The following is a 25722-nucleotide window of genomic DNA, read 5'->3' as shown; positions in this document are numbered from 1 at the left end:
CCCCTCCCCACCGCTTCGCTTCGGAAGGCACACCAATGACCGCTGTGTCAGCAGAGGCACCACCGAGAACCGGGTCCCGCCGGGAGCTGCGGTTCATCCTCGTGTTCGCGTTCCTCGGCTCGTTGTTCGACGGCGCAGAGCTCAACCTCGTCGGCTACCCGCTCACCTACCTGTCCGGCTCGCTGCACGTGTCCACGGTGACGCTGGTGAGCGTGGCGACGTTCCAGGGTTTCGCCTCGATCGCGGGCGGGTTCCTGTTCGGCTGGCTCGGCGACACACTGGGGCGCCGCCGCACCTACGCGATCTCCGTGCTCGCGTTCGGCATCGCCGCCGTGCTCGGCGGGCTGGCGCCGAACTTCGGGACGTTCCTGGTCACCCGGCTGCTGGCCGGGCTCGGCATGGGCGGCCTGTTCGGCCTGTCGTTCTCGATGTTCACCGAGTGCTGGAAAACCACCCGCCGCGGCACGATGGGTGGCCTGATCCAGTCGATGTACTTCCTCGGCGAGATCGTGACCGTCGGCGTGCTCTACGCGTGCCTGTCCTGGTTCGGCAACGACCTGGGCTGGCGCACGGGTTACGTCGTGATCGGCGTGGTGAGCGTGGTCATCGGGCTCGCGGCGTTCCGGCTGCTGCCGGAGTCGCGCCACTGGCTCGAGTACCAACGGCGGCTGCGTGAAGGCACGCTGCCGCCCGAGCTGCGGCGCACGCGCGTGCCGATCCTGGACGTGTTCCGCTCGAAGGTGGTCTACGGCAGCGTGATCTTCATGGTGTTGTCCACGGCCATGTTCCTCACGACCAACTCCGTCGGCGTGTACCTGTCCACTTACCTGCTGAAGGTGCAGCACCTGCCGCTGGGCACGGCGAGCGGCGTGGTGCTGATCGGTTACGTGTTCACAATCCTCGCGTACTCGGCGACGGGCGCGCTGTCGGACCTGGTGCGGCGCAAGTACGCGTTCCTGGCCAGCTGCGTGTTCGGCGTGGCCGGCTTCGGCTGGTTCCTCGGCCAGGTCCTGAGCGGCACGGACCACGTGAGCTCGTCCTTCTGGGGCGACGCCACGTTCTGGGCGCTCATGTGGTCGGCCGCGGCCTGCGGCGGCTTCGGCGTGCTGGGCGTGTGGATGTCGGAGTACTACCCGACGCGCATCCGGTCCACGGGCGCGAACAGCAGCTATTACGTCGGCCGCGGCCTCGGTGCCGGCGTGTACCCGCTTTTCGCGCTGACGCTGGCGGGCGGCGGTATTCCGCTCGCGTTGGCACTGGGCATTCTGGGGCCGTTGGCGGGTATTGTTTTCTCCGCGATTGCGCCCGACCGAACGGGACGCGACATCGTCGCCATCGAATAGCGAATTGCTGTTTTCAGTTACTGATCCGACCAAAAGTAGGCCGACCGCACGCCGCACGTAATCGTTGCTACGAAGCCATTTGGCCGTGGCCGGATTGGTAACGATCGGCACAGTATGGTTCCGGTGCCCGCCGGAGAATGGCCGGCGGGCACCGGGATCAGCTCACTGGCGCCAGTCGACGATCACCGCGATGCTGCCGCCCATGCTCTTGACCCGGACCTGCGGGTTGGCGGCCATGTTGCCCCACGGCACCGTCAGCTTGCCGCTCTTGCCGCAGCCGAGGCTGAACCAGCCGCCCTTCGGGTGCTTGGCGTCGAAACCCCAGCCCTGCACGCACGCGGACTGATTGATGCCTTCCTGCACGTTCCAGCCGTAACCCGCGCGGAACCCCGCGCGGCCGAAGATCGCGCAGTTCGACTTGCTGACCGGGCCCCACTTCCCGATGATGCCCGAGGCCTGGTGCGGGTCGGTGCACGCGTTGGCCGGCGCCGCGTTCGCGGCCCCCGCCCCACCCACGAGCGTGCCGGCCGCCGCGACCGCGGCGACGAGCGCACCGATCCGCGAAATCCGCTTCCCCATGTATTCTGTTCCCTCCAGTAGGAGCGGCAAGATCATCTCGCCGCGAACTGAACGTACAACGGAACGGCCGAGCAGCGCACCTCGAAAGTGGCCATTTAGGAATGACTTAGGGTTGCCGCGAATTCCTTCGCAGAAAATGAATCGCATTCACGCCGGGGTCAGGACCGCGCGCCCGTGGCTGATCCGCAGCACGTCGGCGAGGACCAGATCGGCGAGCAGCCGCTCCTCCTCGTCCGGCAGGTCCGGCCGCACGGGCGGCGGCGCGCCGGTGGTCAGCGCCGCGGCGGCGTCGGCGGTGAAACCGGCCAGCTCGGCCGAACCGGTGCGGCGCTGGAGCATCGCGCCGGCCGACGCCGCGAGGCCGCGCAGGCCTTCCACGGACTGGTCGAGGGCGTCGCGCTGCGCGGAGTCCGGGCCTCGGCTGCCCGGCTCGGGCGCGAGCAGGTCCTGGTAGGTGCGCACGGCCGTGCGGAAGCGCGGGCCGACCTCGCGCGTCGCCGCCTGGTTCTCCGCGCAGGCGCGCTGCGACGGACCCGAGCAGCTCGCCCATCGCCGCGGTCGCGTCGGAAAAGCGTTGCGCCACCGGGGGTTTCGGCACGCCCGGCACGACGGCGAACCCGAACAGCAGCGCGATCGCGACGGCGAGCGCCACGAGCAGCACGTACTCCGCGAGCGTCGCGTCGGGGTCGAGGTGTTTGGTGACGGCGTTGACGCTCACGCTCATCAGGACGATGCACCCGTTGGACACCATGGGCTGCGCATGCACGAACGGGAACCCGGCGAGCAGCGCGACGAGCCCCAGCGGTAGCAGTGCCGAGTGCGGCAGCAGCCACAGCGCGAGCACGAGCACCACCGCGCCGGCCACCGAACCGGCGACGCGCTGCCAGACCCTCGCCAGCGTGTCGCGCCATTCGGGCTGCATGATCGCGAACGTCGTCATCAGGAAGGACACCGTGAGCGGGTCACCCGGGCGCAGCGACGCGATCACGACGGCCAGCAGCATGCCCACCGCGCACCGCACGGCGTGGCGCAGCTGGGCCGAGTGCCACGACAACGCGCCGGCGGCTTCGCGGCGCAACGCCGTGCGCACGATGTGGCGGGGGAAGCCCACGAGGGACTCGTCGCGGGCCGAGACGGCGTCGCACACGGCGTCGAGCGCCGTCCACAGGTCGCCGATCAGCACGCGGGTGTCGCCGGGCAGGTCGACGGCAGAGCCGACGCGCTCGAACTCCGGCACGCCGGCCGGGTCGAGAGGCTCGGCGCGCACCGCTTCCGCAAGGTGGTCGAGCGCCACGTGGACGGCGTCGAGCACGGCTGTGACGGCCGCCGCCTGGTCCTCGTCGAGCACCCGTAGCCGGTCGCGCAGCACCGCCGCCGTGCCGTGGCAGCGCAGCCCCGCCGCGACCACCCGCGCCTGCCAGCGCAGCGGCCGGTCGGCCAGCCACAGCCGCACGGCGCGTTCGGCGCTCTGACGGTCCGGGCCGGCCAGCGCGTCGGCCAGCGCGACGCGGGTCGGCTTGCCCGGGTCGCCCAGACCCGTGAGCAGCCGCAGCACGAACACCACACCGATGGCCAGCGCGGGCGCGCCGAGGATCTGCACCACACTCGCCGTGCCGGTGAGCTGGAAGCCGTAGCCGAACACCGACGACATCCCGAGCCCGAGGCCCACGGTCACGTACCGCGCGCCGAGGGCCGGCAGCAGCGCGGCGCAGAACACCACAAGCACGAGCAACGCGATCGCCGCGCCGGGCGAGACCTGTCCCAGCAGCCGCGGCCCGGCCGCGCCGATCACCAGCGCCGGTGCGAACGCCGCCAGCAGCTTGAGGTCCGGCACGAGCGGGCCGCCGTTGGCCGCGATGAAGCAGAACAACGATGTCAGCCCGGCGAGGATCATCGTGCCGCCGAGGCCGAGCACCGCCCCGAGCCCGGCCGTGCCGCCGACGACCACCAGGATCACGACGAGCAAACCGCCGCCGCGCGCCAGAACGTTCACCCGCACCTCACCGTCTCAGCGATCTTCCCGCGGAAGCCTCGCATCCCGGAGTCGGTGGCGCCACTCCCGGTCCGAGTCCTTTGTGGCTGAGTCCTTTGTGGAGCGGGACCGGGAGCGTTCAGGCGGTGATCGTGGCCAGCAGCTCCGCCGCGCGGGTGCGGAAGGTCTCGACGTTGGCGAGTTTGATGTCCTCGTAGCCGCGGACCACGTCGGGCAGCTCGGCGAGCTCGATGAACGCGTCGGCCGTCTTCGGGGTCAGGTGGGCGAGCGCGCGCTCCACGAGGTGCTGGTACTCCCCCGGCAGCGCGCGCTCGACACGGCGGACCTTCGCGTAACCGAACACGTCGGCCCGGGTGCCCCGCAGGCGGCGCGCGCCGCGAAGCGTGCGGAAGGCCACCGTGGCGGTGCGCCCGCGCAGGCGGATCTTCCGCTTGATGCCCATCGCGCGCAGCACGGGCGGGTGCAGCAGCACGGCGACGTCGGCGTCCGCGCCGAACTCCGCATCGCGGCGCGCCTGCTCGACCGGGTCGAGGTGCAGGCGCGCGACCTCATACTCGTCCTTGTACGCCAGCAGTTTGTGCAGCCCGCGCGCGTACGCGGCGGCGATGCGGGCGCCGGTGTCCGCGTCCGTGCGCTCGGCCGCCTCCGCGGCGAGCTGCCGGACCTGGGTGGCATAGCGGCGCGCGAGTGTCTCGTCCTGGAAGCCGATCAGGTCCGCGACGCGCGGCGCCAGCACCTGCTCGAAGTCACCGGCGGCGATCGTCGCGGCCACGGCGTCCACCGGCACCTCCGCGACGGCCGGGGCGATCGCGGCGGCCCGCACGGCGGCCGGGTCGACGACCGCGGCGCGGCCCCAGCGGAACGCCGCCAGCGTCTTCTCCACGGCCGTGCCGTTGAGCCGGATCGCCGCCTCGATCGCGTCGGCCGAGATCGGCACCACGCCGTGCTGGTAGGCCGCGCCGATGAGCAGCATGTTGGCCGGCATGTGGTCGCCGAAGAGCTCCTCGGCCAGCTCGTTCGCGTCGAGCGCCACGAGGTCCCGGGTGACCGCGCCGATCTTCTCCAGCGCGTCGTCGTTCGAACCGGGCAGCACCACGCGGTGGGTGACCATCGCGGCCGTGGGCACCAGCGCCGTGTTGACCACGGCGACGGTGTGGCCCGCCCGCGCGGTGGCGAGGTTACCCGCGTCGGCGGCGCCCAGCAGGTCGAAGCCGACGAGCACGTCGGCGGTCGCGCGCGAGGCCCGCAGCGAGCCGGTGACCGGCGACTTGGAGATCCGGATGTCGGAGACGACCGGGCCGCCCTTCTGCGCCAGGCCGGTCTGTTCCAGGCCTGCGGCGAAGCGGCCGTCGAGGTGCGCGGCCATCTGCAGCACGGCCGAGATCGTGACCACGCCCGTGCCGCCGATGCCGGGCATCCGCATCAGCACGGTGTCCACTTCGGACAGTCGGGCCACCGGTTCCGCCAGCGCCACGGGAAGTTCGGGTACCTCGCGGCGCGGCTTCTTCGTGCCGGGCGTCACGAGCAGGAACGACGGGCAGTCGCCCTTGAGGCAGGTGAAGTCGCTGTTGCACGAGGACTGGTGGATGCGCGTCTTGGCGCCGAACTCCGTCTCGACCGGCCGCACCGACAGGCAGGTGGACACGTCACCGCAGTCGCCGCAGCCCTCGCACACGCGCTCGTTGACCACCACGCGCTCGGCCGGCGTCGGCAGCTGCCCGCGCTTGCGCAGCCGCCGTTCCTCGGCCGCGCACCGGTCGTCGTGGATCAGCACGGTGACGCCGTCGGTCGCGGCCAGCTCGGCCTCCACCTCGGCGAAGTCGTCGCGGTGGCGCACCGACGCGATCGGGTCGAGTGTCACGCCGCGGTAGTCGGCCGGGCTCTCGGTGGTGATCACGATCCGGCGCACGCCTTCGACGGCCAGCAGGCGCGTGATGGCGGGGACGTCGAGGCGGCCCTCGGCGCGCTGGCCGCCGGTCATGGCGACGGCGTCGTTGTAGAGCAGCTTGTACGTCATGGTCACGCCGCCGGCCACGGCCGCGCGGATGGCGAGCGAGCCGGAGTGGTGGAACGTGCCGTCGCCGAGGTTCTGCACGAAGTGGCGGTCGTCGGTGAACGGCGCGAGGCCGAGCCACTGCGCGCCCTCGCCGCCCATCTGTGTGAGGCCGATCTGGTGACCGCGGCCCGCGCCGTCGATGGCCACCATCGCGTGGCAGCCGATGCCGACGCCGACGAGGGTGTCGTCGCCGGTGCGCGTGGAGACGTTGTGCGGGCAGCCGGAGCAGAAGAACGGCGTGCGCGGCGCGGTGGCGGTGGGCAGCGCGATGCGCGCCGGGCGCGGCGGCGTGATCGCGTCGAGGTGCACGGCCGCGGTACGCGGCAGCCGGTCCGGGCCGACGACGGCTTCGATGCGCTTGACCAGCGCCTTCGCCACGTCTTCCGCGATGAGCTGGCCCCGGCCGGTGAGCAGCGGCCGGCCGGTCTCGTCGTGGCGGCCGACGACGTTCGGCGCGCCCGGGCGGCGGTAGAGGGCCTCCTTGAGGTGGCCTTCGAGGAACGGCACCTTGTCCTCGACCACGAGCACCTCGTCGAGGCCCTCGGTGAGCTCGGCCAGCACGTCGGCGTCGACGGGATAGGGCATGGCGAGGCGGATCAGCCGCAGGCCGAGCGCTTCCATGGCGGCCTCGTCGAGCCCGAGGTCCTGCAGCGCGCGCTGCACCACGGCGTAGCCGGTGCCCGAGGCGAGCACGCCGAGCTTGGCCGCGCGGGCGGTGAAGGTGACCCGGTTGAGGCCGGTCGCGCGCGCGTACGCGCGGGCCAGATCGAGGCGGCGGGTGAACATGTCGTGTTCGGCGTCGAGCGCGGGCGCGCCGACCAGCGCGGACCCGGTCGGCCGGATGGTCGCCGGCGGCATCGGGATGCCGTGGGCGAGGGTGTCCATGTCGACGGTGGCCGACGCGTCGGCGATGTCCGCGACGATCTTCAGACCGGTCCACAGCCCGCTCGCCCGCGAGAGGGCGACCGCGTGCAGGCCGAACTCGATGATCTCGGCGACGCTGCCGGGCGCGAGCAGCGGCATCGCCAGGCTCTGCGCCATCGGCTCGCACGAGCTGGGCACGGTCGAGGACTTGCACGCCGGGTCGTCGCCGATCCACGCCACCGCGCCGCCGAGCGAGGCCGTGCCGGCGAGCGTGCCGTGGCGGATCGCATCGGCCGCGCGGTCCAGCCCCGGGTTCTTGCCGTACCAGAAGCCGGTGACGCCGGCGTGGCGACGGCCGGGGACGTTGCCGAGCAGCTGCGTGCCGGCGACGGCGGTCGCGGCCAGCTCCTCGTTCACCCCGGGCCGGAACACGATCCCGGCCGGGTCGAGGAACTTCCTGGCGCGCCCGAGCTCTTGATCCAGCCCGCCGAGCGGGGAACCCTGGTAGCCGGAGACGAACACACGCGTGTCGAGGCCGCGGGCCTCGTCGAGCCGGCGCTGCTCGAGCGTGAGCCGCACGAGCGCCTGGACGCCGGAGATCAGTGCTCGCCCGTGATCGGCGACGTACTTGTCGTCCAGCGAAACCGGTTCGGTGAGCACGTGGGCGCTCCTCTCGCAGGGGCGTGGCGGGGCCCGGGTGGGGCCGTCGTAACGTGGGACACAGGAGAAACCTCAGCCTCTCACGGCGCAAGATCAGTGCGCGGCCTGGCCACGATGACGCAACTATGTAACGTGGACCTGGTATCCAGTTTAATTTCTTGTCAGGAGGCGGGATGGCCGGCGTCGACGACATCGACCTGCGCCTCGTGGAGTTCCTCCGCCTCGACGGCCGGCGCTCGTATGCGGACATGGCCGCCGAAGTCGGACTTTCCCTGCCCGCCGTGAAGCGCCGCGTCGACCGCCTGCAGACCACCGGCGTGATCACCGGCTTCACCGCGCAGATCGACTACACCAAGCTGGGCTGGAACATCGAGGCCTTCACCGAGCTGCGTTACACCGGCCGCACGCGGCCCCCGGACATCGAACGCCTGGCGCGCGACCTGCCGGAGGTCCAGGCCGTGTACCTCATCGCCGGCGACCCGGACGCCCTGTGCCACATCCGCGCCCGCGACGTGACCCACCTGCGCCAGGTGATCGACGCGATCCGCGTGTCGGGCGGCGTGGTGGGCACGAAGACGTTCATCACGCTGGGCAGCTCGACGGAGGCCGTGGTGTGACACCGGCGGTGGCCGGCCCGGACAATCACGATCATGAAGCAAATACGACTGCGCGCGGCTGAACCTCACGAAGCGGACGACATCACGGCGTTGGCGCGTCGTTCAAAGGCGTACTGGGGCTACGACCAGGTGTTTCTTGACCGTGTCAATGACGTGCTGACTGTGTGGCCGGAGCAGGTCCGCGATGAACAGGTTGTTGTCGCCGAACGTGATGGCACGATGCTCGGCTATTACCGGCTCGTCGGCGAGCCGCCTGACGGTGAGCTGGCCGACTTGTTCATCGAGCCCGGCGCGATCGGCACAGGCCTGGGCCGCAGGCTGTGGGAACACGCCACGAACTCGGCCGGAGAACGCGGATTTCGCGCTCTGGAGCTGGAATCCGATCCCCACGCGGAGTCGTTCTATCTGCACATGGCTGCCCACCGCGTGGGCGAACGTGAGGCCGCACCGGGACGCTGGTTGCCCATCATGAGAATCGATCTTGACCTCACTCACCCACACTGACGAAACACGCGTTCATGCCGGTGCTTGACGCCATCGCGGTCAGCCGGGCCTCAGACCGGCCAACTACAGCACGCAACCGGCCGGCTGATCTCCGAGCCGCGGTATAGGTCGTTATACGGAAATCTCCTTGCGGGCCGGGGTTCCCGGCCGCGATCGTGGACGGCGTGGCAGAGATCCGGGAACTGACGGCGGACGACTGGCGCGCGTGGCGGGCCCTGCGGCACATCGCGTTGTCCGAGTCGCCGAACGCGTTCGGCGCGCGGCTCACCGACTGGCAGGGCGAGGGCGACACCGAGGCGCGCTGGCGCGGGCGGCTCACGGACCTGCCCTTCAACGTGCTCGCCTCCGTCGACGGGCGCGACGCGGGCATGGCCAGCGGCACGGCACCCGACGACGCCGGCGTGGTGGACCTGCAGACGATGTACGTGGCCCCATCCGCCCGCGGCCACGGCGTCGGCGACGCCCTCATCGAGGCGGTCACCGCGTGGGCCACGAGCCAGGGCGCGAACTCCGTGCGGCTGCAGGTCTTCGAGGACAACGCGGCGGCCATCGCCCTCTACCGCCGGTGCGGGTTCCTCGACGACGGCACGGTGCAGTACCGCCGACGGGCGCTGAAGATGGTGCGGGGTCTCAGGCACCCGTCACGGTCGGCATAGTCGGGCAAGTGGTCGGCACCGTGGCGCGGTACGTCGTGGCCCGCCACCTGGAAGAGACACGCACCCTTCTCCTCCGTCCCGCCTGATCGCTCAGCCGACAGGCAGCACGCCCTCCAGCGAACCCAGGTCCGAGACCTCCCGCGGACCGCCCAGCAGCCCCGTCACCGCGACGCACCGGGCGGCCACCAGGGCGGCGTCGGTGTCGGCGTGCTCGTCCAGGGACAGCACGTCCTGGGCCGTCGGGAAGCGTTCCAGGCGCAGGCCGTCGGCGGCGGGTTTGATCATCAGGCCCGACGAGCCCACGCGGCCGAGCCGGGCCCAGCGGACGCCGCGCAGGTCGCCGAGGTCGACGTCGGGCACGTTCACGTTCAGCACGGTGCGTTTGGGCGCGTGGGCGACCAGCCAGTCGAGCACGGCGACGCCCACCGCCGCGGCCGTGTCGAAGCGCGCGCCCGGGCGGTCGCCGCAGCTCACTGCGAGCGCGGAGCGGCCGGCGGTCGACGCGGTGAGCGCCGCGCCGACGGTGCTGGAGTGCAGCACGGAACGGCCGGTGTTGTGGCCGTCGTTGATGCCCGCGACCACCACGTCGGGCGGCGGGCCGAGGGCGCCGAAGCAGGCCGCGAGCACGGCGAACGCCGGTGGCGCCGACACGCGGTGCGCCGGCACGCCGTCGAGGCCGGGCAGCGCGTGCGGCTCGCACGCGACGATCGTGCCGTGGTCGATGGCGCCCAGCGACGTGCCGCTGCCGCTGCTGTCCCCCGCGGGCGCGGCCACGACGAGGTCGTGCCCCGCGTCCCGCAGGGCGTGGGCCAGCGCGAGCAGGCCCGGGGCTTCGATGCCGTCGTCGTTCGTGAGCAGTACCCGCACTGTCGCCCGCTCCCGGTTCGTCGGAGTGTTCGGATCGCTAGATTGTGACCACACGTTCGCTGTTGTGTCCACGCCCAAGCCAAAAGAAATGAAGCTGTCCAGCCAAAATACGCACGTCTCCCCCTTGACCAGAAGCCCACGGATCCGCATTATGTGATCTGCACGTCACAAACTGGCCGCGAGGAGTAACCCGTGAACGTCGAAGTCGACCCGGTCCTGTGCGAAAGCCACGGGCAGTGCGAGTTCGCCGCGCCCGAGGTGTTCAGCCTCGACGACGAAGCCGTGTTGCACATCGACCTCGGGCCGGTCGCGAACCTGCGCGAAGCGGTGCACCGCGCCGCCCGCGCCTGCCCCACCCGCGCGATCCGGATCGCGGAGTAGCCGGTGCGAATCGTGGTCGCGGGAGCGGGGCTCGCCGGCTGGCGGGCCGCCAAAGCGCTGCGCGCCGAGGGGTTCCGCGGTGAGATCGTGGTGGCCGGCGCCGAAGCGCACCGGCCCTACGACCGGCCGCCGCTGTCCAAGGGCCTGCTCACCGGCGCCACCGGAGAAGCCGCGCTGGCCCTGTCCGACAGTGACACCGAAGTCACCTGGCGCCTCGGTAACCCCGTCGCCACCCTGCGCGGCCGCACCGTCGTCCTCGGAGACGGCGAAGAGCTCGACTTCACGGGCCTCGTGATCGCCACCGGCTCCGCCCCCGTGATCCCTGCCGGCCTCAACCGCCCGCCCGGTGTGCACGTCCTGCGCACGCTCGACGACGCCCGCGCCCTCAAAGCCGACCTCACCGGCCGCGTGCTCGTGCTCGGTGCCGGCTTCATCGGCTGCGAGCTCGCCTCGACGTGCCGCGACCTCGGCCTCCCCGTGGCCGTCGCCGACCCGCTCCCCCACCCGCTCGTCCGTGTGCTCGGCGAAGACGTCGCCCGCCGCGTCGAGCGGCTGCACCGCGAACGCGGCGTGCGCTGGCTGCTCGGCACCCAGGTCGTGAAGTTCCTCGGCCGGGACCGCGTGAGCGGCGCGGTGCTGTCCGACGGCCGCGTGGTGCGCGCCGACGTGGTCGTCATCGCGACCGGCGTCCGCCCGGCCACCGGCTGGCTCGCCGGCAGCGGCGTCGACGTGTCCGGCGGCGTCCGCTGCGACGAATACCTGCGCGTGCTCGACGAATCCGGCGCTGTGGTGCCGGACGCGGTGGCCGCGGGCGACGTCGCCCGCTGGACCCACCCGCTGCTCGGCGCGCCGGTGCGCGTGGAGCACTGGACCACCGCCGCGCTCGGTGCCGCCGCGGCCGCGCGCACGCTGCTGCACGGCCCGTCGGCCCCGTTCGACGCCGTGCCCTCGTTCTGGTCCGACCAGTGCGGCCTGCGCATCCAGGGCGTCGGCCTGCCCGGCCGCGGCGAGCACGTGGAGCTCGTGCACGGCAACCTCGCCGGGGACAAGTTCGTCGCCCGCTACTCGACGGGCGGCCGGCACGTCGGCTCCGTCGCGTTCGGCCTGCCCAAACAGCTCGCCCTCGAACGGCGGCGGCTCACGTCCGCCTGAGTCACCGCACCGCAAGAAAACCACCACTACCACCCAACTGCCCAACTCAAAGACGAGGAGAGGTCTCCATGACCCAGTGGCCCATCTACGACGACGCGTCGGCGGTCTTCCCGATCTACTCGCGCGCCAACATCGGCGAGATCTTCCCCGACCCGATCAGCCCGCTCAACGCGTCGGCGGGCTTCCAGGCGAACCTCTCGCCCGGCTGGGACGACGCGTTCGTCGCGTGCGGGGTGTGGGACCACGCCACCTACGACTCCGCCGTGCAGCACAACGTGCTCCCCGCCTTCGGCAGCTACCTCTACATCAACATGTCCCTGATGCGCCTGTTCGGCGTGCGCGTGCCCGGCATGACGCCGGAAGCGGTGGACCTGCAGTACTTCGGCGACATGCCCGGCATCCCCTCGTACGAAAGCGAAAAGCGCGACTTCGACGAGAACCCCGAGTTCGAGGCCACGGCCGGGCAGTGGCTGGCCGAGCAGGTGCTCGGCGCCACGGACCTCGCGGCCTACGACGCCGACCGCCGCACCGTGGAGGACATCCGCAAGAACCGCCCCGCCATCGGGGACCTGGGCGACCAGGAGCTGCGCGAGCGGATCACGTCGTTCAACGACGTACTGCAGCCGCTGCTGAGCCGCCACATCGAAGCAAGCCTCAAGGCGGGCGTCGGCCTGGGTGCCGTCGCGCAGTTCACCGAGGCGATCGGCAAGCCCGAACTGGCGCTGACGCTGGTGGCCGGCATCGGCGACATCGACTCGACCGGCCCGTCCACCGGCATGTGGGCACTCTCGCGCCTGGCCCGCACCGGCCCGGTGGCCGCGTTGTTCAACGAGGGCCTGGACGGCCTGGTCGAGCGCCTGCGCGCGAGCGGCGACCCCGAGGTCGTGGCCTTCACGCGTCAGCTCGACGAATTCCTGACGGCGTGGGACTTCCGCGGCCCGTCGGAGTGGGAGATCCGCGCGAAGACGTGGGGTGTCAAGCCTTCGCTCGTTCTGTCCACTGTGGACCGCATGCGCCAGGCTGACGACTCCGCATCGCCCGCGGTGAAGAACGCCGAACGCGTCGAGCAGCGCGAGGCGGCCTCCGCCGGTGTGCGGGCCGCGCTGGCGGGCAACGACGAGGCGCTGGGCCAGTTCGAGGCCGTGCTGCACGCGGCCGCGCTGTGGCTGCGGGGCCGTGAGCGCGGCCGCACGTCGTGCGCCATGGTCATGCACGAGCTGCGCCTGCCCGCGCTCGAGCTGGGCCGCCGCTTCACCGCCGAAGGGCACCTGGAGCGCCCCGAGCAGATCTTCATGCTGTTCGCCGGCGAGCTCGACGCGTTCCTGGCCGACCCGGCGAGCTTCGCCACGACGCTGCGCGACCGTGAAGCGGCCTACCTGGACCTGTTCGACCGCGAGCCGCCGTTCGTGGTCGTGGGCCAGCCGGAGCCCGTGGAGAACTGGCCGCGCCGCTCGGGCCGTGAGGTGCGGCCCGCCGTCGCCGGCGAGGTCATCCAGGGCGTGCCGGGCTGCAACGGCTCGACGCGCGGGCGCGCCCGCGTGGTCACCAGCGCCGACGACCCGTCGGCGCTGGAGCCCGGTGAGATCCTGGTCGCCCCGCTGACCGACCCGTCGTGGACGCCGCTGTTCGTGCCGGCCGCCGCGGTGGTCGTGGACGTCGGCGCGCCGTTCTCCCACGCCGCGATCGTGAGCCGCGAGCTCGGTATCCCGTGCGTGGTCTCGGCGACGGCCGCCTCCGCCCGGATCCCGAACGGCGCCCTCATCGAGGTCGACGGCACCACCGGCACCGTCACGGTGCTGGAAGTCTAGCCCCGGCAATGGAAAGGGCCTGCACTCCGCGTGGGGTGCAGGCCCTTTCCGTTGCCGGACAAGCCTTCGGCGGCTCAGCCTTCGTCGGCGGCCGAGCGTTCCCGGCCGGCGGACAGCAGGAGGTCCTGGTGCAGTTCCATCCAGATGTCGTGGTACGAGTCGGCCATCGGCCGGGCGAACGCGGCGGTTTCCCCCGCCCGCACGCGCTCCAGCGCCCCGGCGAGGCGCACCGGGTAGGTGCCGAACCGGCCGGCGGACGCGGTGAGCGTGTCGAGCAGGCCGGCCACCTTCCCGTTCACCTCCGCCAGCGCCTCGACCACCTCGGCGTCATACGCGGCGTCGGCGTGGTCGTTGGGCTCACCGGAGGGCCGCAGCTGCCAGGCCGAGCAGACTCGCTTGAACTCGCCGTTCACGGGCAGAAATGCTTCGTACGCCGTGGAAAGCGCCTCGGTGGAGTCCGCGACATCGGCCGCGAGCAGCTCCGGGTGGGCGGCGCGCCCGGCCGGCGTCGGCATGGTCCCGGCGAGGCGGCCTTCCCGGCGCACCGCGAGCCCGTCCGCCACCAGCGCGGCGACCTCGGCGGCCACCTCGTCCGCCAGCAGTCCGGTGAGCGCCTGCAGCACGGGGTCGGGGGCCAGGCCCTTCACTCGCAACGCGTGGAGCACGAGGAACCGCGCTCGGGTGGACGTCGTCATGGGTCATGCTCCTTCGCCGGTTGCACCGGAGTCGCCGGACAGGATTCGGTCTCGCAGCAGGGTTTTGTTCAGCTTGCCCGTCGGCAGCCGGGGCAGGCTCGCCACGAACTCGACGCGCCGCGGCGCCTTGAACCCGGCCAGCCGCTCGCGGCAGTACTCGATCAGCTCGGCCCCGCTCACGTCGCCGGCGCGCTCGACGGTCAGTTCAACGACAGCCGCCACGCCCTCACCGAACTCGGGGTCGGGCAGGCCGATCACGGCGGCGTCGGCCACGGCCGGGTGGGTGAGCAGGGTGTCCTCGACCTCGGTCGGGTAGACGTTCACGCCGCCGGAAATGATCGTGTGTCCCTCGCGGCCGACGAGGTAGAGGAACCCGTCCTCGTCGAGCCGGCCGAGGTCACCGACGCTGCGCAGGTCGGCGCCCGCGTCGCCGGCGTTGCGGTAGACCGAGCCGCCCGGCGCGAACCACACCTTCCCGACGGTGCCCGCCAGGACCTCGCGCCCGGCGTCGTCGGTCACGTGCACGCTGCCGGACAACGGTTTCCCCACCGTGCCCGGGTGCGCCAGTGCGTCGTGCGGGCCGACGTAGGTGTGGCCGTAGCCCTCGGACGCGCCGTAGTACTCGTGCAGGATCGGGCCCCACCAGTCCATGATCGCCGTCTTGACTTCGGGAGGGCACGGCGCGCCGGAGGTGAACGCGACGCGGTGGCTGCTCAGGTCGTGGCGCGCGCGGGCTTCCGGGGACAGGCGCAGCAGCCGCAGCAGCATCGTGGGCACCCACTGCGAGTGCGTCACGCCGTGCGCCGCGATCGCCGCGAGCGAGCGCTCCGCGTCGAAGCGGTCGAGGCACACCACGGTGCCGCCGAGCGAGAGCGTGATGAGCTGGAAGGTGAACGGCGCGGCGTGGTAGTTCGGCGCAGGCGAGAGGAACACGGTGTCGGCGGCCAGCTCCAGCTTCGCCGCGAGCCCCGCGTGGCGGGCGGGCGCGTCGGCCGGGTGCACGCCGAGCAACTGCTGGCGGAACGCCTTGGGCCGCCCGGTGCTGCCGCCGCTGTAGAGCACCCGCGCGCCGAGCAGCTCGCCTTCGATCGGCGTCTCAGGCAGGCCCGCCACGGCGTCGCCGAGGAACTCCAGGTCACCACCCGCGTCCACGGACAGCAGCAGCGCCGGCTTGCCGACCTCGCGCAGGGCTTCGGCGACGACGTCGGCACAGCGGGCGCTGGTGACGATCGCGCACGACGCGCCGTCGCCCACCGCCTCCGCGAGCAGCGGGCCGAGCTCGCCGGCGCGCAGGTGCCAGTTCACCGGCGTCACGTAGAGTCCGGAGCGCATGCCCGCGGCGACGAGCACCGGCCACTCCAGCCGGTTCTCGAGGACGAGCAGCAGCGTGCCGCCAGGGCCGATCCCCCGCTCGCGCAGCAGGTGCGCGACCTGGTTGGAGCGGGCCTCGAGCTCGGCGTAGGTGAGGCTCTCGCCGCTCGGCGCCATCACGTACGCCCGGGCGCCGGGCCGCTCGCGCGCAATCGGGGCGGGGTACACGCCATCAACCTCCTTCTCGACTGTTTGTGAATGCTATGTCACGAACGAGCGCCACCGCAACGCTCTTGCATGGCCCTTCTCTTCGTAAACGGCTCTTCCGTTCTCGGACGGGATGTGCTGTAGTGATTGAGCGTTCGCAATCCAGCAAGGCGCGACAGAAGGGACAGCGGTGTCCGAACAGACGTCCGGCGCGACAGCCGTCGACCTCATGGATCTGGACCTGTTCGCCACGGGGTCCGACCACGAGGCGTTCCGCGAGCTGCGTGAGCACGATCCGCTGCACTGGAACGACGAACCCGGCGGCCGCGGTTTCTGGTCGGTGACGCGGTACGCCGACATCAAGCGCATCGCCGCCGACCACGAGAGCTTCTCCTCCGCCGAAGGGACGCAGATCCCGGACCGCCGCGCCGAGGGGCACGGCGAACCCAGCATCCACAACATGGACCCGCCGCGCCACGGGGCGCTGCGCAAGCTCGTGGTGCCGCACGTGCGGCCCGCGAAGGTCCGCCCGCTCGAGGGCGACATCGTCACGGTCATCGACGAGCTGCTCGACACCGCGCTGGCCCAGGACGGCACGTTCGACTTCGTGCACACGGTCGCGGCCCAGCTGCCGCTGCTGGTGATCGGCCGCCTGCTCGGCGCGCCGCCCGAGGCGTGCCCGCACATGCAGCGCTGGACCAACCAGATGGCGTCGGACGATCCCGAGTACAGCTCGGGTCCGGAGACCGCCGCCCGGGCGCGCGACGAGATCTTCGCCTTCTTCCACGAGCTGGAGGCGCAGCGGCGCGCGAACCCCGCCGAAGACCTGGTGAGCGTGCTAGCCCACGCGGCACCCGGTGGCGAGCCGCTCAACCGCGGCCAGCTCGACGCGTACTACCTGCTGCTCATGGTCGCCGGCAACGAGACCACCCGGAACCTGCTCACCGGCGGGATGATCGCGTTCGGCGCGTTCCCGGAGCAGTGGGCCGCGCTGCGCGCCGACGCGGACCGGATCCCGGGCGCGGTCGAGGAGATGGTGCGCTGGGTGTCGCCGGTGCTGTGCATGCGGCGGACCGCGACGCGCGACGTCGAGCTGCACGGCCGCACGATCGAGGCCGGGCAGAAAGTGGTGCTGTGGTTCGCCTCGGGCAACCGCGACGAGACCGTGTTCGCCGCGCCCGACGAGTTCCGCGCCGAGCGCACGCCCAACGAGCACCTCGGCTTCGGCTGGGGCGTGCACGCCTGCCTCGGCGCGCACCTCGCGCGGCTGGAGGCCCAGCTGTTCCTGCGCCGCCTGCGTGAGCGCGGCCTGCGCGTGGACGTGCAGGCGCCGCCGGAACGCTTGCGCAGCAACTTCTTCCGCGGCGTGAAGCGGCTGCCGGTACGGCTGGTGAGCGACCGTGGCTGAGCAGTGGCTGGGGCGCGCGGCGTGCCTCGTCGGCGGCGAGTGGCGGACGCCCGACGGCCCCGCGATCCCCGTCGTCGACCCGTACACCGAGCAGCCGATCGGCGAGACGGCCGAGGCCGGCCCCGGTCTCACCGCCGAAGCCGTCACGGCGGCGGAGGCGGCGCGCCCGGAGTGGGAACGGACCAGTCCGGCCGATCGCGCCGACCTGCTCGACCGCCTGGCCGACCTGTTGGCGGCCCGCTCGGGTGAGCTGGCGGCGCTGATCACGCGCGAGATGGGCATGCCCGCCACGCTCTCGGCGGCGAGCCAGGGCGATCTGCCGCCGCGGGTGCTGCGCGCGTTCGCCACCGCCACGCGCGCGTTCCCGTGGACCGAGAAGATCGACGGCGCGCAGCTGCACCGGGTGCCGCTCGGTGTGGTCGGCGCGATCACGCCGTGGAACATGCCGGCGCACCAGATCATCGCCAAGGTCGGCGCGGCACTCGCCGCGGGCAACACCGTGGTGCTCAAACCGAGTGAGGCCACGCCGTTCGACGCGAACCTCATCGCGGCCGCCGCGCTCGAAGCCGGGTTCGGCCCGGGAGTGCTCTCGGTCGTGCAAGGCACCGGGCCGGTGACCGGCGAGGCACTCGTGGCCGACCCGCGGGTGGCCCACGTGTCGTTCACGGGCAGCGTCCCGGCCGGGCAGGCGGTCGCCGCGCTCGCCGCCGGGCACACGGCGTCGACCACGCTGGAGCTGGGCGGGAAGTCGGCCGCCGTGCTGCTGCCGGACGTGGATTTGGCGCGCGCGGTCCCGGCAGCGGTGAAGAGTGGCCTCGTGAACTCGGGCCAGGCGTGCAACGCGACCACGCGGATCGTGGTGCCGCGCAGTGCCCTCACCGACGTCGAAGCACTCGTCATCGACGCGCTCGACGCGATGGTCGCCGGTGATCCGCGTGACCCGGCCACCACGTTCGGGCCGCTGGCCTCGGCGCGCCAGCGCGACCGCGTGCGCCACCTGCTCGACACCGCCGGCGACGACCGCGCGGTGACACCACCACTGCAGCTGCTGCCCTCGCACGGATTCTTCGTCGGCCCGCGCGTCTACTTCGGACTCGACGCCCGGCATCCGCTGGTGCGCCAGGAGGTGTTCGGTCCCGTGCTCGTCGTGCAGCCCTACACCGACGAGGCGGACGCCGCCGCCGTCGCGAACGACAGCGACTTCGGCCTGTCCGCCGAGGTCTGGTCCGCCGACCCCGACCGGGCCGAGAGCTTCGCGCGGACGCTGCGCGTGGGCCAGGTCAAGATCAACGGCGTGCGCACCCGCGAGCGCCCCGGCGTGCCGTTCGGCGGGCGCAAGGCCTCCGGCTACGGCCGCGAGCTCGGCGCCGAAGGCATCGCCGACCTCACCGCGGTGCAGGCGGTGCTGCGATGACGCGCCGGATCCTCGTCACGGGCGCCGCGTCGGGCGTCGGCCTCGCGCTCGCCCGGCAGCTGGCCGACGAAGGAGTGGCCGTGATCGGCGTCGACCGCGCTGAGATCCCCGTGCCCGTGGACCGGGCCCTGCGGGTGGACCTCACCGACTTCGCCGCCGTGCGCGAGGCCGCGGCGAGCGTCCCCGAGCTCGACGGCATCGCCAACGTCGCCGGCGTGCCCGGCACCGCGCCGGCCGCCACCGTGCTCGCGGTGAACGTGGTCGGCACGCGTGTGCTCACCGACGCGCTGCTGCCGCGACTGGCCGAGGGCGGCGCCGTGGTGACGGTGGCGTCCATCGCCGCCCACCGCAACACGCTCCCGGCCGAAGCTCTCGACCGGCTGTGCACTGTGGACAGTGACGCCGAGCTGGCGGACTGGCTCGCGGAGTTCCCGCTCTCGGGCGCCGCCGCCTACGACACGTCGAAAGCCGCGCTCGTCGCGTGGAGCGCACGACTGGCGGCCCGGCTGCTGCCGCGCGCCCGTGCGGTGAGTGTGAGCCCCGGCCCCGTGCACACGCCGATCCTGGCCGACTTCCGCGAGTCGATGGGCGCCGAGTCGATCGACCGCGCCGGCGCCATGGTCGGACGGCACGCGCAGCCCGGCGAGGTCGCCGCGGCGGCCGCGTTCCTGCTCAGCCCGGCGGCCTCGTGGGTCAACGGCATCGACCTGCCCGTCGAAGGCGGTCTGGCCGCCGCGCGCACGCACCTGGCCGCGGTGCGGGAACCCGGCACCGCCGAGCCCAGCACCGAAAGGACCTCCCGGTGACCACCACGGCGCTTCCCGAGTCGACCGAGACCGTGCTCCCCCTCGACGGCACGCGCCCGCTGGGCCGCGACCTCGTGGGCGGCAAGGCCCACAGCCTCAACCGGATGCGTTCGCTCGGACTGCCGGTGCCCCCGGCGTTCGCGATCACCGTGGACGTCTGCACCGCCTACCACGCGGGCGGCACGCTGCCCGACGCCGTCTGGGCACAGGTCCTCGACCACCTGGCGCACCTGGAGGAGCGCACCGGCCGCCGCTTCGGCGGACCAGGCTGGCCGCTGCTGGTGTCCGTGCGTTCCGGCGCCGCCCGCAGCATGCCCGGGATGATGGACACCGTCCTCAACCTCGGCCTCACGCAGGAGCTGCGCGACGCGCTGGCCGAACAGTCGGGCGACCCCGCGTGGGCGGCGGACACGTGGGAACGGTTCGAGCGCTCGTACTCCGGCATCGTCGGCGGCCCGCCGCCAGCGGACCCGCGTGAGCAGCTGCGCGCGGCGATCGGCGCCGTGTTCCGCTCCTGGTTCTCGCCGCGCGCGGTGAGCTACCGCGAGCACCACGGCATCACCGATCTCGGCGGCACGGCCGTGACCGTGCAGGCCATGGCGTTCGGCAACCGCGACGCCGAGTCCGGCACCGGCGTGCTGTTCAGCCGCGATCCCGGCACCGGCGAGCCCGACGTCTACGGCGAGTGGCTGGCCCGCGCGCAGGGTGAGGACGTGGTGTCCGGCGAGCGCACCCCGGCCCGGCTGGACGAGCTCGCGCGCACGCAGCCGGGCAACCACCGTGAGCTGCTCCGCCTGGCCGGGGTGCTGGAGCGCGAGTACCGCGACATGGTCGACGTGGAGTTCACGATCGAGTCCGGCACGCTCTACGTGCTGCAGGCGCGGGCCGGCAAGCGCACGCCCGGCGCGGCGGCGCGCATCGCCGTGGACCTCGTCGGCGAAGGCCTGATCGACACCGACACGGCGCTCACGCGCGTGACCCCGGCCCAGGCCACGCAGCTGCTGGAGACGGCCGGCGCGGCCGAGGGCGTCGAGCTGGCCCGCGGCACCAGCGCGGGACCCGGCCTGGGTGTAGGCCGGGTCGTGACCGACCCCGACGAAGCGCTGGACGCCTCGGACGACGGGACGGCCGTGGTGCTCGTGCGGCCGTTCACCTCCCCGGAGGACGTGCCGGCGATGTTCGCGGCGGCCGCCGTCGTGACCGAGCACGGCGGGTCGACCTCCCACGCGGCCCTCGTGTGCCGTGAGGCGGGCATCCCCTGCGTGGTCGGCTGTGGCGACGGCACCGTCGACGCGCTGCGCGGGCGGCTCGTGACTGTCGACGGCACGACCGGCGCGGTGCTCGACGGCGACCGGGCGAGCGGAGCGGGCACGACCGTCGACGGTCCCGCGGCGACACTCACGGAGTGGGCCACCGCGCGGACCGGCGGCGACGGCGCGCTGCCTGAGCTGCTCGCGCTGGTGCACAGTAAGGTCGGCGGACGCGAATGACCGGTTGGGTGAGCAGAAGATGAGCAGTAGCACGCAGGAGACGACCGGCGAGGACCGGGCAGAGGCCGCGCGCGTACGCGTCCGCGAGCTGATCGCCGCGCTGCAACCCGACGCGGTGGACAAGCGCCCCAACAAACGCGGCGCGCAGACCCGCGACAAGCTCGTACAGGCCGCCACGGCGTGCTTCTCCGAGTACGGCTACACGCGCACCCGCGTCTCGGACATCACCAACCGGGCCGACACCGCGCAGGGCAACTTCTACCGCCACTTCACCAGCCTCGACGACATCTTCCTCGCGGCACTGCAGCCGGCGCTGGAAGAGCTCGCGGCGGCGTCGGCCACCGCGCCACGCTCCGGCGACGAGCAGCACCACCTGGTGGAGCAGACCATCGCTTATCTGCACTCGTACGCGCGCAACCGCCACCTGCTACGCGTGATGCGTGAAGCCGCGGCGGCGAGCGAGAACGAGGGATTCCTCAAGCTGTGGCTGCAGGTGCGCTCCGGCTTCGTGCACCGCACCGAACGCTGGCTGCGGCGGCTGCACGAGGCCGGCGTGATCGAGGCGACCCACTACGAGCTCCACGCCGAGGCCCTCGGCTCGCTCATCGAGCAGATGGCCTACGTCCACATCGGACTCCTGCCCGTGACCCCCCGGCCCGAGCGCATCCAGGACCTCGGCGCGGTGATCGGCCAGATCTGGTACCGATCTCTACCTTTTGCTGTATCTTCTGCCCCGGCTGTATCTTCTGCCCCGGCTCCGCCGGGGCGTGCGAGATCGCTTTAAGCCGGCTTCTTCCCTCCCGATTTTCGCGCGGCCAAGGGGCCGCGCGAAAACCGCTCAGTCCAGAAGCCGGCGCGATCTCGCGGAGGGGTTACGTCGCGGGTGAACTCGCCGATGGCCGGCCCGCCGCTGTTGGTGAGACCGCCCACGCCCAGCCCGCCGCGGTCGGTGAAGTCGCTCACTCCCGGTCGTGCCCGCCGCGGTCGGTGAAGTCGCCCGCTCCCGGTCCTGCCCGCCGCGGTCGGCGAGGTTGCGTGCGCCCGGCCGGGCCAGGTCGGTGAGGTTGCGTGCGCCCTGCCCGGCGCCGTCGGTGAGACCGCCTATGCCCTGCCCGCCGCCGGTGAGGTTGCGTGCGCGTAGCGCGCTCCGGGCGGGGGCCTGCCCAGGCCTTTTCTGCTGCAGGGGTCAGCTGGACGGATCCCGCGCCCGGCCCGAGGATGGGGCGATGACCGGAGTCCTCGCCCGTCACGTGGGCCGCGCGGGCGAGCTGCTGCGTGCGGACGGGCCGTTCGCGCTGCGGATCGTGGTGACGGCGGCCGTGGCGTGGCAGATCTGCGTGTGGCTGGGCGCGCGGCAGCCGCCGGTGTACGCGGTGGTCGTGCCACTGGTGTCCATGCGGGACGCGCCGTACTCGACGTTCAACGTGTCCCTCGCGCGCGTGGCCGGCGTGGTGTGCGGGCTGTCGATCGGGATCCTCGTGCTGCGCGTGGTCCACCCGTCCACCGGGGCGCTCACGCTCGTGCTGGCGCTGGCCCTCGCCATGGGCATCGTCCTGCGCATCGGCGGCACGCTCAACATCCAGGTCGCCGTGTCGGCGCTGCTCGTGTTCGCCAGCACCGACCCGGACTCCTACGCGGTGTCGCGCCTGTGGGAGACGGCCGTCGGCGCCGGGGTGACCGTGGTGCTCGCACCGTTGCTGGTGCCGGCGAACCCGGCCCGCACGTTCGTGAACGAACTCCACGAGATCGCGGCCGAGCTGGCCCAGAACCTCCGGGCGCCACTCGGCGAGGAGTCGGTGCGCGCGGTCGAGTCCCGCGCCCGCGCGTTGCCCGGAAAGCTCGCCCTGGCACGGAAAGCGGTGCGCGCCCACCCGTGGTGGCGCCGCACCGAGACCGACCGCCTCGCCGCCCTCGTGCCCCTCGCCCGCACCGCCGCCGACATCGGCACCCTCGTGCGCATCCACTTCGAGGACACCACCGAGCTCACCGCCCGCGGCGAACCGACCGACACGTCGGAAGTCGCGGGCCCCCTCTCCGACGCCGTGACCGCCGTCCTCACCGGCACGCCCGACCCCTCGGCCCTGGCCACCGCCGAAGCCGCCCTCCTGCACAACGCCGAAACCGACGGCACCCGCCTCGGCGCCATCGCGCGCCGACCACTGCGCCGCATCACCGCTCTGCTGCGCCAACCACCCGCGAAGTAGGCATTCGCCACCACACGCCACCCTCACCCGACCCAGCCACGGACGGCAGCCCCTCCGCGCCATCGCGCGCCGACCACTGCGCCGCATCACCGCACTGCTGCGCCAACCACCCGCGGAGTAGCCCTTCGCCACCACACGGCGCCCTCACCCGACCCAGCCACCGACGGCAGCCAACTCGGCGCCATAGCGCGGCGCCCGTCGCGCCGCATCGCCGCTCTCCTGCGCCAACCACCCGCGGCGTGACCCACCACTAAGCCACCCTCACCCGCCCCAGCCCACACGCGAGATCGCGCCGGCTTCTGGACTGAGCGGTTTTCGCGCGGCCCCTTGGCCGCGCGAAAACCGGGAGGGAAGAAGCCGGCTTAAAGCGATCTCGCACGCCCGGCGGAGCCGGGGCAGAAGATCCAGCCGGAGCCGGGGCAGAAGATCCAGCCGGGGCAGATATTACTGCGAAAAGCCGAGGAACTCCCGCTGTTCGCGGTCATACCGCTGCGTGAGGCCGTTGCCGTAGCGGTCCCACCAGTTCTGGGTGTGTCCGCCTTGTGTGGTGGTCGTGGCGCCGTAGACCTGGCGGTCGTACTCGATGCGGGCGTCGTGGAAGTCCTGTTGGAACTGTTCGGGTGTGAGGCCCTGGATGTGCTGCACGGCGGCCGGGTCGAGGGTGCCCGCGCTGCGGACGATGTCGGCGCCGCCCATGTGGTTGAGGATGGCGCGCACGCCGCCGGCGCCGCGCATGTGGGCGCCGGACATCACGGCGGCCTGGGTGCCGGGGTCGGTGAAGTTGAGGGCGCCGGCCGTGCGGGCGTTGTCGGACATCAGGCGGGCGACGACGGCGTGCTCCTCGGGGCTGCCGATGCCGTACTGGTTGCGCGCGGCCATGATGTCGTCGTAGCCGTTGTGCATGTTCTGGCGGAAGCCGTAGACCTCGGGCACGCCGCCCTGCTCGCCGGTGGCGCCCTCCGATCGCATGATCGAGTCGACGACGCGGTCGTCCAGCTGCGCCGGAGTGGCGGCCGGTGCGGCAGCGCCACCCCCGGCAGCCGGCGCGGCAGCCGGGGCTGCGGCAGCCTGAGTACCGCCACCGAGCCCCTGCGCCACAGCCGTATCGGCGTCGGTGTACCCCTGCACCGCCGACTGGACCTTGCCGCTCACCTCGCCGATGAGGCTCACGAACTTGCCCAGCGAAGAGACCAGCTGCGACTGCAGCGCCGAGTTCGCCGCGGCCACTCCGCTGCCGATCCCGGCGAACGAGAGCGCGTCGATCACGAGCGACTCGAGGTCGCGTGTCGAGGACAACGCCGAGGAGCCCAGGCTCTCCACGTTCTTCACGATCGATGACACCTCGGTCGGCAGTACCCGGTAGCTTCCCGCTGTCATGCCTGCTCCGTCCGACTCGGCTGCTTTCTCGTCGAGAATTCCCCACCGACCGCGCCCGGCACACGGCCGAATTACCCACTCGCGGACCCCGCCGGTATCGAATCGGAGCCGGGTGGGTATGTGTGGCGCATGGAAGCGGACGAAACCCGGCACGAGCGGGTCGACGAGGAGATCGAGCGGCTCGACGAGCGGTTGTGGTCGATCGCCCGCGCGCTGCACTCCCAACCCGAGCCGGCGAACGCCGAGCACGAGGCCGTCCGCGCGCTCACCGGCGAGCTGGCCGAGGCGGGGGTCGCCGTCGAGCACGGCGTCGCCGGCCTGCCCACGGCGTTCACCGCGCGCCGCGGCGGGGCCCGGCCGTGCGTGGCGCTGCTGCTGGAGTACGACGCGGTGCCCGGCCTCGGCCACGCGAGTGGGCGCAACCTCGTCGCGGCGGCCGGCCTCGGGGCGGCGCTCGCCGCGCGCGAAGTGACCGGTGACGACCGCGGCTCGATCCTCGTCGTCGGCTGCCCCGCCGCCGAACCGGCCACGGGCAAGGGCGCCCTCGCCGCCGCCGGGGTGTTCGACGACGTCGACGCGGCACTGGTTTTTCACCCCGGCACGCACACCTGGACGTGGGCGCCGCTCACCGCCCGCACCGACGTGCGCGTGACTGTGCAAGGGCGCGCCGCGCACCCGACCGCCGAGCCCCGCCGTGGCGTCGACGCGGTGGCCACGCTGGTGCAGACCTTCACCGCCGTCGCCGCGCTGCAGTCGCGCCTGCCCGCCGGCTTCCACGTACAGGGCATCATCACGCGCGGCGGCGAGTCCACCGCGGTGGTGCCCGACCTGGCCGAGGCGCGGTTCGGGCTGTCCGCACCGACCACCGCGGCGCTCGAAAAACTGGTGTCCGACGTGACGGCGTGCGCCGAGGGCGCGGCCCTGGCCACCGGCGCGAAAGCGCAGACCGACCGGCTCGGGCCCGGCTGCGCGCACTTGCGCGACAACCCCGTGCTGTCCGGCCATTTCGCCCGCCACCTCGCCGCGCGCGGCATCCACGCGACGCCGCCGGACCCGGGTGTGTTCCCCGGCTCCTCCGACGTCGGTGACGTCAGCCTGAAAGTGCCTACGATCCACCCGTTCGTCGCGATCCTCGACCCCGGCCACGCCGAGCGCACGCCGGAGTTCACTGCGGCGGCCGCGTCCCCGCGGGCCCGTTCGGTGCTCCTCGCGGCGGCCGCGGCGCTCGGAAGGACCACTGTGGACCTGCTGGCACACCCGGCTCTGGTGAGCCAGGCGTGGGACTGCTTCGCCGACCAGGCCCGCGCCGAGCGCGCGGGCTGACCCGAAA

The 25722-nt window shown here is 72.6% G+C and carries 21 protein-coding genes; 14 read left to right on the top strand and 7 right to left on the bottom strand.

The window, feature by feature from the left end; genetic code table 11:
• The first annotated feature begins 35 nt into the window (after window positions 1-35).
• Window positions 36-1343, top strand: a complete 1308-nt coding sequence (locus QRX50_RS26050; RefSeq protein WP_285965802.1) for an MFS transporter — start codon at window positions 36-38, stop codon at window positions 1341-1343.
• A 162-nt stretch (window positions 1344-1505) separates the two neighbouring features.
• Here QRX50_RS26050 and QRX50_RS26045 read toward each other — a convergent pair whose 3' ends face one another.
• The 3 genes from QRX50_RS26045 to QRX50_RS26035 form a co-directional block, all read right to left on the bottom strand.
• Window positions 1506-1922, bottom strand: a complete 417-nt coding sequence (locus QRX50_RS26045) for a hypothetical protein (protein ID WP_285965801.1) — start codon at window positions 1920-1922, stop codon at window positions 1506-1508.
• A gap of 106 nt (window positions 1923-2028) precedes the next feature.
• Window positions 2029-3915, bottom strand: coding sequence for an FUSC family protein (locus QRX50_RS26040; RefSeq protein ID WP_353073997.1), 1887 nt, complete (start codon window positions 3913-3915; stop codon window positions 2029-2031).
• 118 nt (window positions 3916-4033) lie between these two features.
• Complete coding sequence (locus QRX50_RS26035; protein WP_285965800.1) at window positions 4034-7495, bottom strand: indolepyruvate ferredoxin oxidoreductase family protein; 3462 nt, start codon at window positions 7493-7495, stop codon at window positions 4034-4036.
• A gap of 173 nt (window positions 7496-7668) precedes the next feature.
• Between QRX50_RS26035 and QRX50_RS26030 the strand changes: the two genes are divergently transcribed.
• From QRX50_RS26030 to QRX50_RS26020, 3 genes are all read left to right on the top strand, one after another.
• Window positions 7669-8112 (top strand): Lrp/AsnC family transcriptional regulator, encoded by a 444-nt coding sequence (locus tag QRX50_RS26030; protein ID WP_285965799.1) that lies wholly within the window; start codon window positions 7669-7671, stop codon window positions 8110-8112.
• 33 nt (window positions 8113-8145) lie between these two features.
• Window positions 8146-8616: a GNAT family N-acetyltransferase gene (locus QRX50_RS26025; RefSeq protein WP_285965798.1), complete on the top strand. Its 471-nt coding sequence runs from the start codon at window positions 8146-8148 to the stop codon at window positions 8614-8616.
• 164 nt (window positions 8617-8780) lie between these two features.
• Window positions 8781-9272: a GNAT family N-acetyltransferase gene (locus QRX50_RS26020; protein WP_285965797.1), complete on the top strand. Its 492-nt coding sequence runs from the start codon at window positions 8781-8783 to the stop codon at window positions 9270-9272.
• A gap of 90 nt (window positions 9273-9362) precedes the next feature.
• Here the strand turns inward: QRX50_RS26020 and surE are convergent, their stop codons facing one another.
• A complete protein-coding gene (surE, locus tag QRX50_RS26015; protein ID WP_285965796.1) occupies window positions 9363-10139 on the bottom strand; it encodes a 5'/3'-nucleotidase SurE in 777 nt (258 codons plus the stop codon).
• Window positions 10140-10331: 192 nt separating this feature from the next.
• On the opposite strand from surE, the gene QRX50_RS26010 reads away from it, so the two are divergent.
• The 3 genes from QRX50_RS26010 to QRX50_RS26000 all read left to right on the top strand — a co-directional run bounded on the left by QRX50_RS26010 (window position 10332) and on the right by QRX50_RS26000 (window position 13480).
• Window positions 10332-10520: a ferredoxin gene (locus tag QRX50_RS26010; RefSeq protein WP_285965795.1), complete on the top strand. Its 189-nt coding sequence runs from the start codon at window positions 10332-10334 to the stop codon at window positions 10518-10520.
• Window positions 10521-10523: 3 nt separating this feature from the next.
• On the top strand, window positions 10524-11672 hold the full coding sequence (locus tag QRX50_RS26005) for an NAD(P)/FAD-dependent oxidoreductase (RefSeq protein ID WP_285965794.1): 1149 nt from the start codon (window positions 10524-10526) through the stop codon (window positions 11670-11672).
• Window positions 11673-11740: 68 nt separating this feature from the next.
• On the top strand, window positions 11741-13480 hold the full coding sequence (locus QRX50_RS26000; protein ID WP_285965793.1) for a PEP-utilizing enzyme: 1740 nt from the start codon (window positions 11741-11743) through the stop codon (window positions 13478-13480).
• A 74-nt stretch (window positions 13481-13554) separates the two neighbouring features.
• Here the strand turns inward: QRX50_RS26000 and QRX50_RS25995 are convergent, their stop codons facing one another.
• Window positions 13555-14175 (bottom strand): MarR family transcriptional regulator, encoded by a 621-nt coding sequence (locus tag QRX50_RS25995; RefSeq protein WP_285965792.1) that lies wholly within the window; start codon window positions 14173-14175, stop codon window positions 13555-13557.
• Window positions 14176-14178: 3 nt separating this feature from the next.
• The gene (locus tag QRX50_RS25990; protein ID WP_285965791.1) at window positions 14179-15714 is read right to left on the bottom strand and encodes an AMP-binding protein; all 1536 of its coding nucleotides are present in this window, start codon (window positions 15712-15714) and stop codon (window positions 14179-14181) included.
• A gap of 169 nt (window positions 15715-15883) precedes the next feature.
• Here QRX50_RS25990 and QRX50_RS25985 point away from each other — a divergent pair, with 169 nt between their 5' ends.
• The 6 genes from QRX50_RS25985 (at window position 15884) to QRX50_RS25960 (ending at window position 23015) form a co-directional block, all read left to right on the top strand.
• The gene (locus QRX50_RS25985) at window positions 15884-17101 is read left to right on the top strand and encodes a cytochrome P450 (protein ID WP_285965790.1); all 1218 of its coding nucleotides are present in this window, start codon (window positions 15884-15886) and stop codon (window positions 17099-17101) included.
• Window positions 17094-18515, top strand: a complete 1422-nt coding sequence (locus tag QRX50_RS25980) for an aldehyde dehydrogenase family protein (RefSeq protein ID WP_285965789.1) — start codon at window positions 17094-17096, stop codon at window positions 18513-18515. Before QRX50_RS25985 ends, QRX50_RS25980 begins: the two co-directional genes overlap by 8 nt.
• Window positions 18512-19321 carry an SDR family oxidoreductase gene (locus QRX50_RS25975; RefSeq protein WP_285965788.1) on the top strand — a complete coding sequence of 270 codons (810 nt, stop codon included), beginning with the start codon at window positions 18512-18514 and terminating at the stop codon, window positions 19319-19321. Before QRX50_RS25980 ends, QRX50_RS25975 begins: the two co-directional genes overlap by 4 nt.
• The gene (locus tag QRX50_RS25970) at window positions 19318-20811 is read left to right on the top strand and encodes a pyruvate, phosphate dikinase (RefSeq protein ID WP_285965787.1); all 1494 of its coding nucleotides are present in this window, start codon (window positions 19318-19320) and stop codon (window positions 20809-20811) included. The genes QRX50_RS25975 and QRX50_RS25970 overlap by 4 nt, the downstream gene beginning before the upstream one ends.
• Window positions 20812-20830: 19 nt before the next feature.
• Window positions 20831-21595 (top strand): TetR/AcrR family transcriptional regulator, encoded by a 765-nt coding sequence (locus QRX50_RS25965; protein WP_285965786.1) that lies wholly within the window; start codon window positions 20831-20833, stop codon window positions 21593-21595.
• 442 nt (window positions 21596-22037) lie between these two features.
• Window positions 22038-23015, top strand: coding sequence for an FUSC family protein (locus QRX50_RS25960; protein WP_285965785.1), 978 nt, complete (start codon window positions 22038-22040; stop codon window positions 23013-23015).
• Window positions 23016-23459: 444 nt separating this feature from the next.
• On the opposite strand, the gene QRX50_RS25955 is transcribed toward QRX50_RS25960, so the two are convergent.
• Window positions 23460-24392, bottom strand: coding sequence for a hypothetical protein (locus QRX50_RS25955; protein ID WP_285965784.1), 933 nt, complete (start codon window positions 24390-24392; stop codon window positions 23460-23462).
• Window positions 24393-24521: 129 nt separating this feature from the next.
• On the opposite strand from QRX50_RS25955, the gene QRX50_RS25950 reads away from it, so the two are divergent.
• Window positions 24522-25715, top strand: coding sequence for an amidohydrolase (locus QRX50_RS25950; protein ID WP_285965783.1), 1194 nt, complete (start codon window positions 24522-24524; stop codon window positions 25713-25715).
• Window positions 25716-25722: the final 7 nt, after the last annotated feature.

It is taken from the genome of Amycolatopsis sp. 2-15 (assembly GCF_030285625.1).
GTDB lineage: Bacteria > Actinomycetota > Actinomycetes > Mycobacteriales > Pseudonocardiaceae > Amycolatopsis > Amycolatopsis carbonis.
Note: the sequence above shows the minus strand (reverse complement) of the source record. Positions and strands in the feature narration are given on the sequence as shown.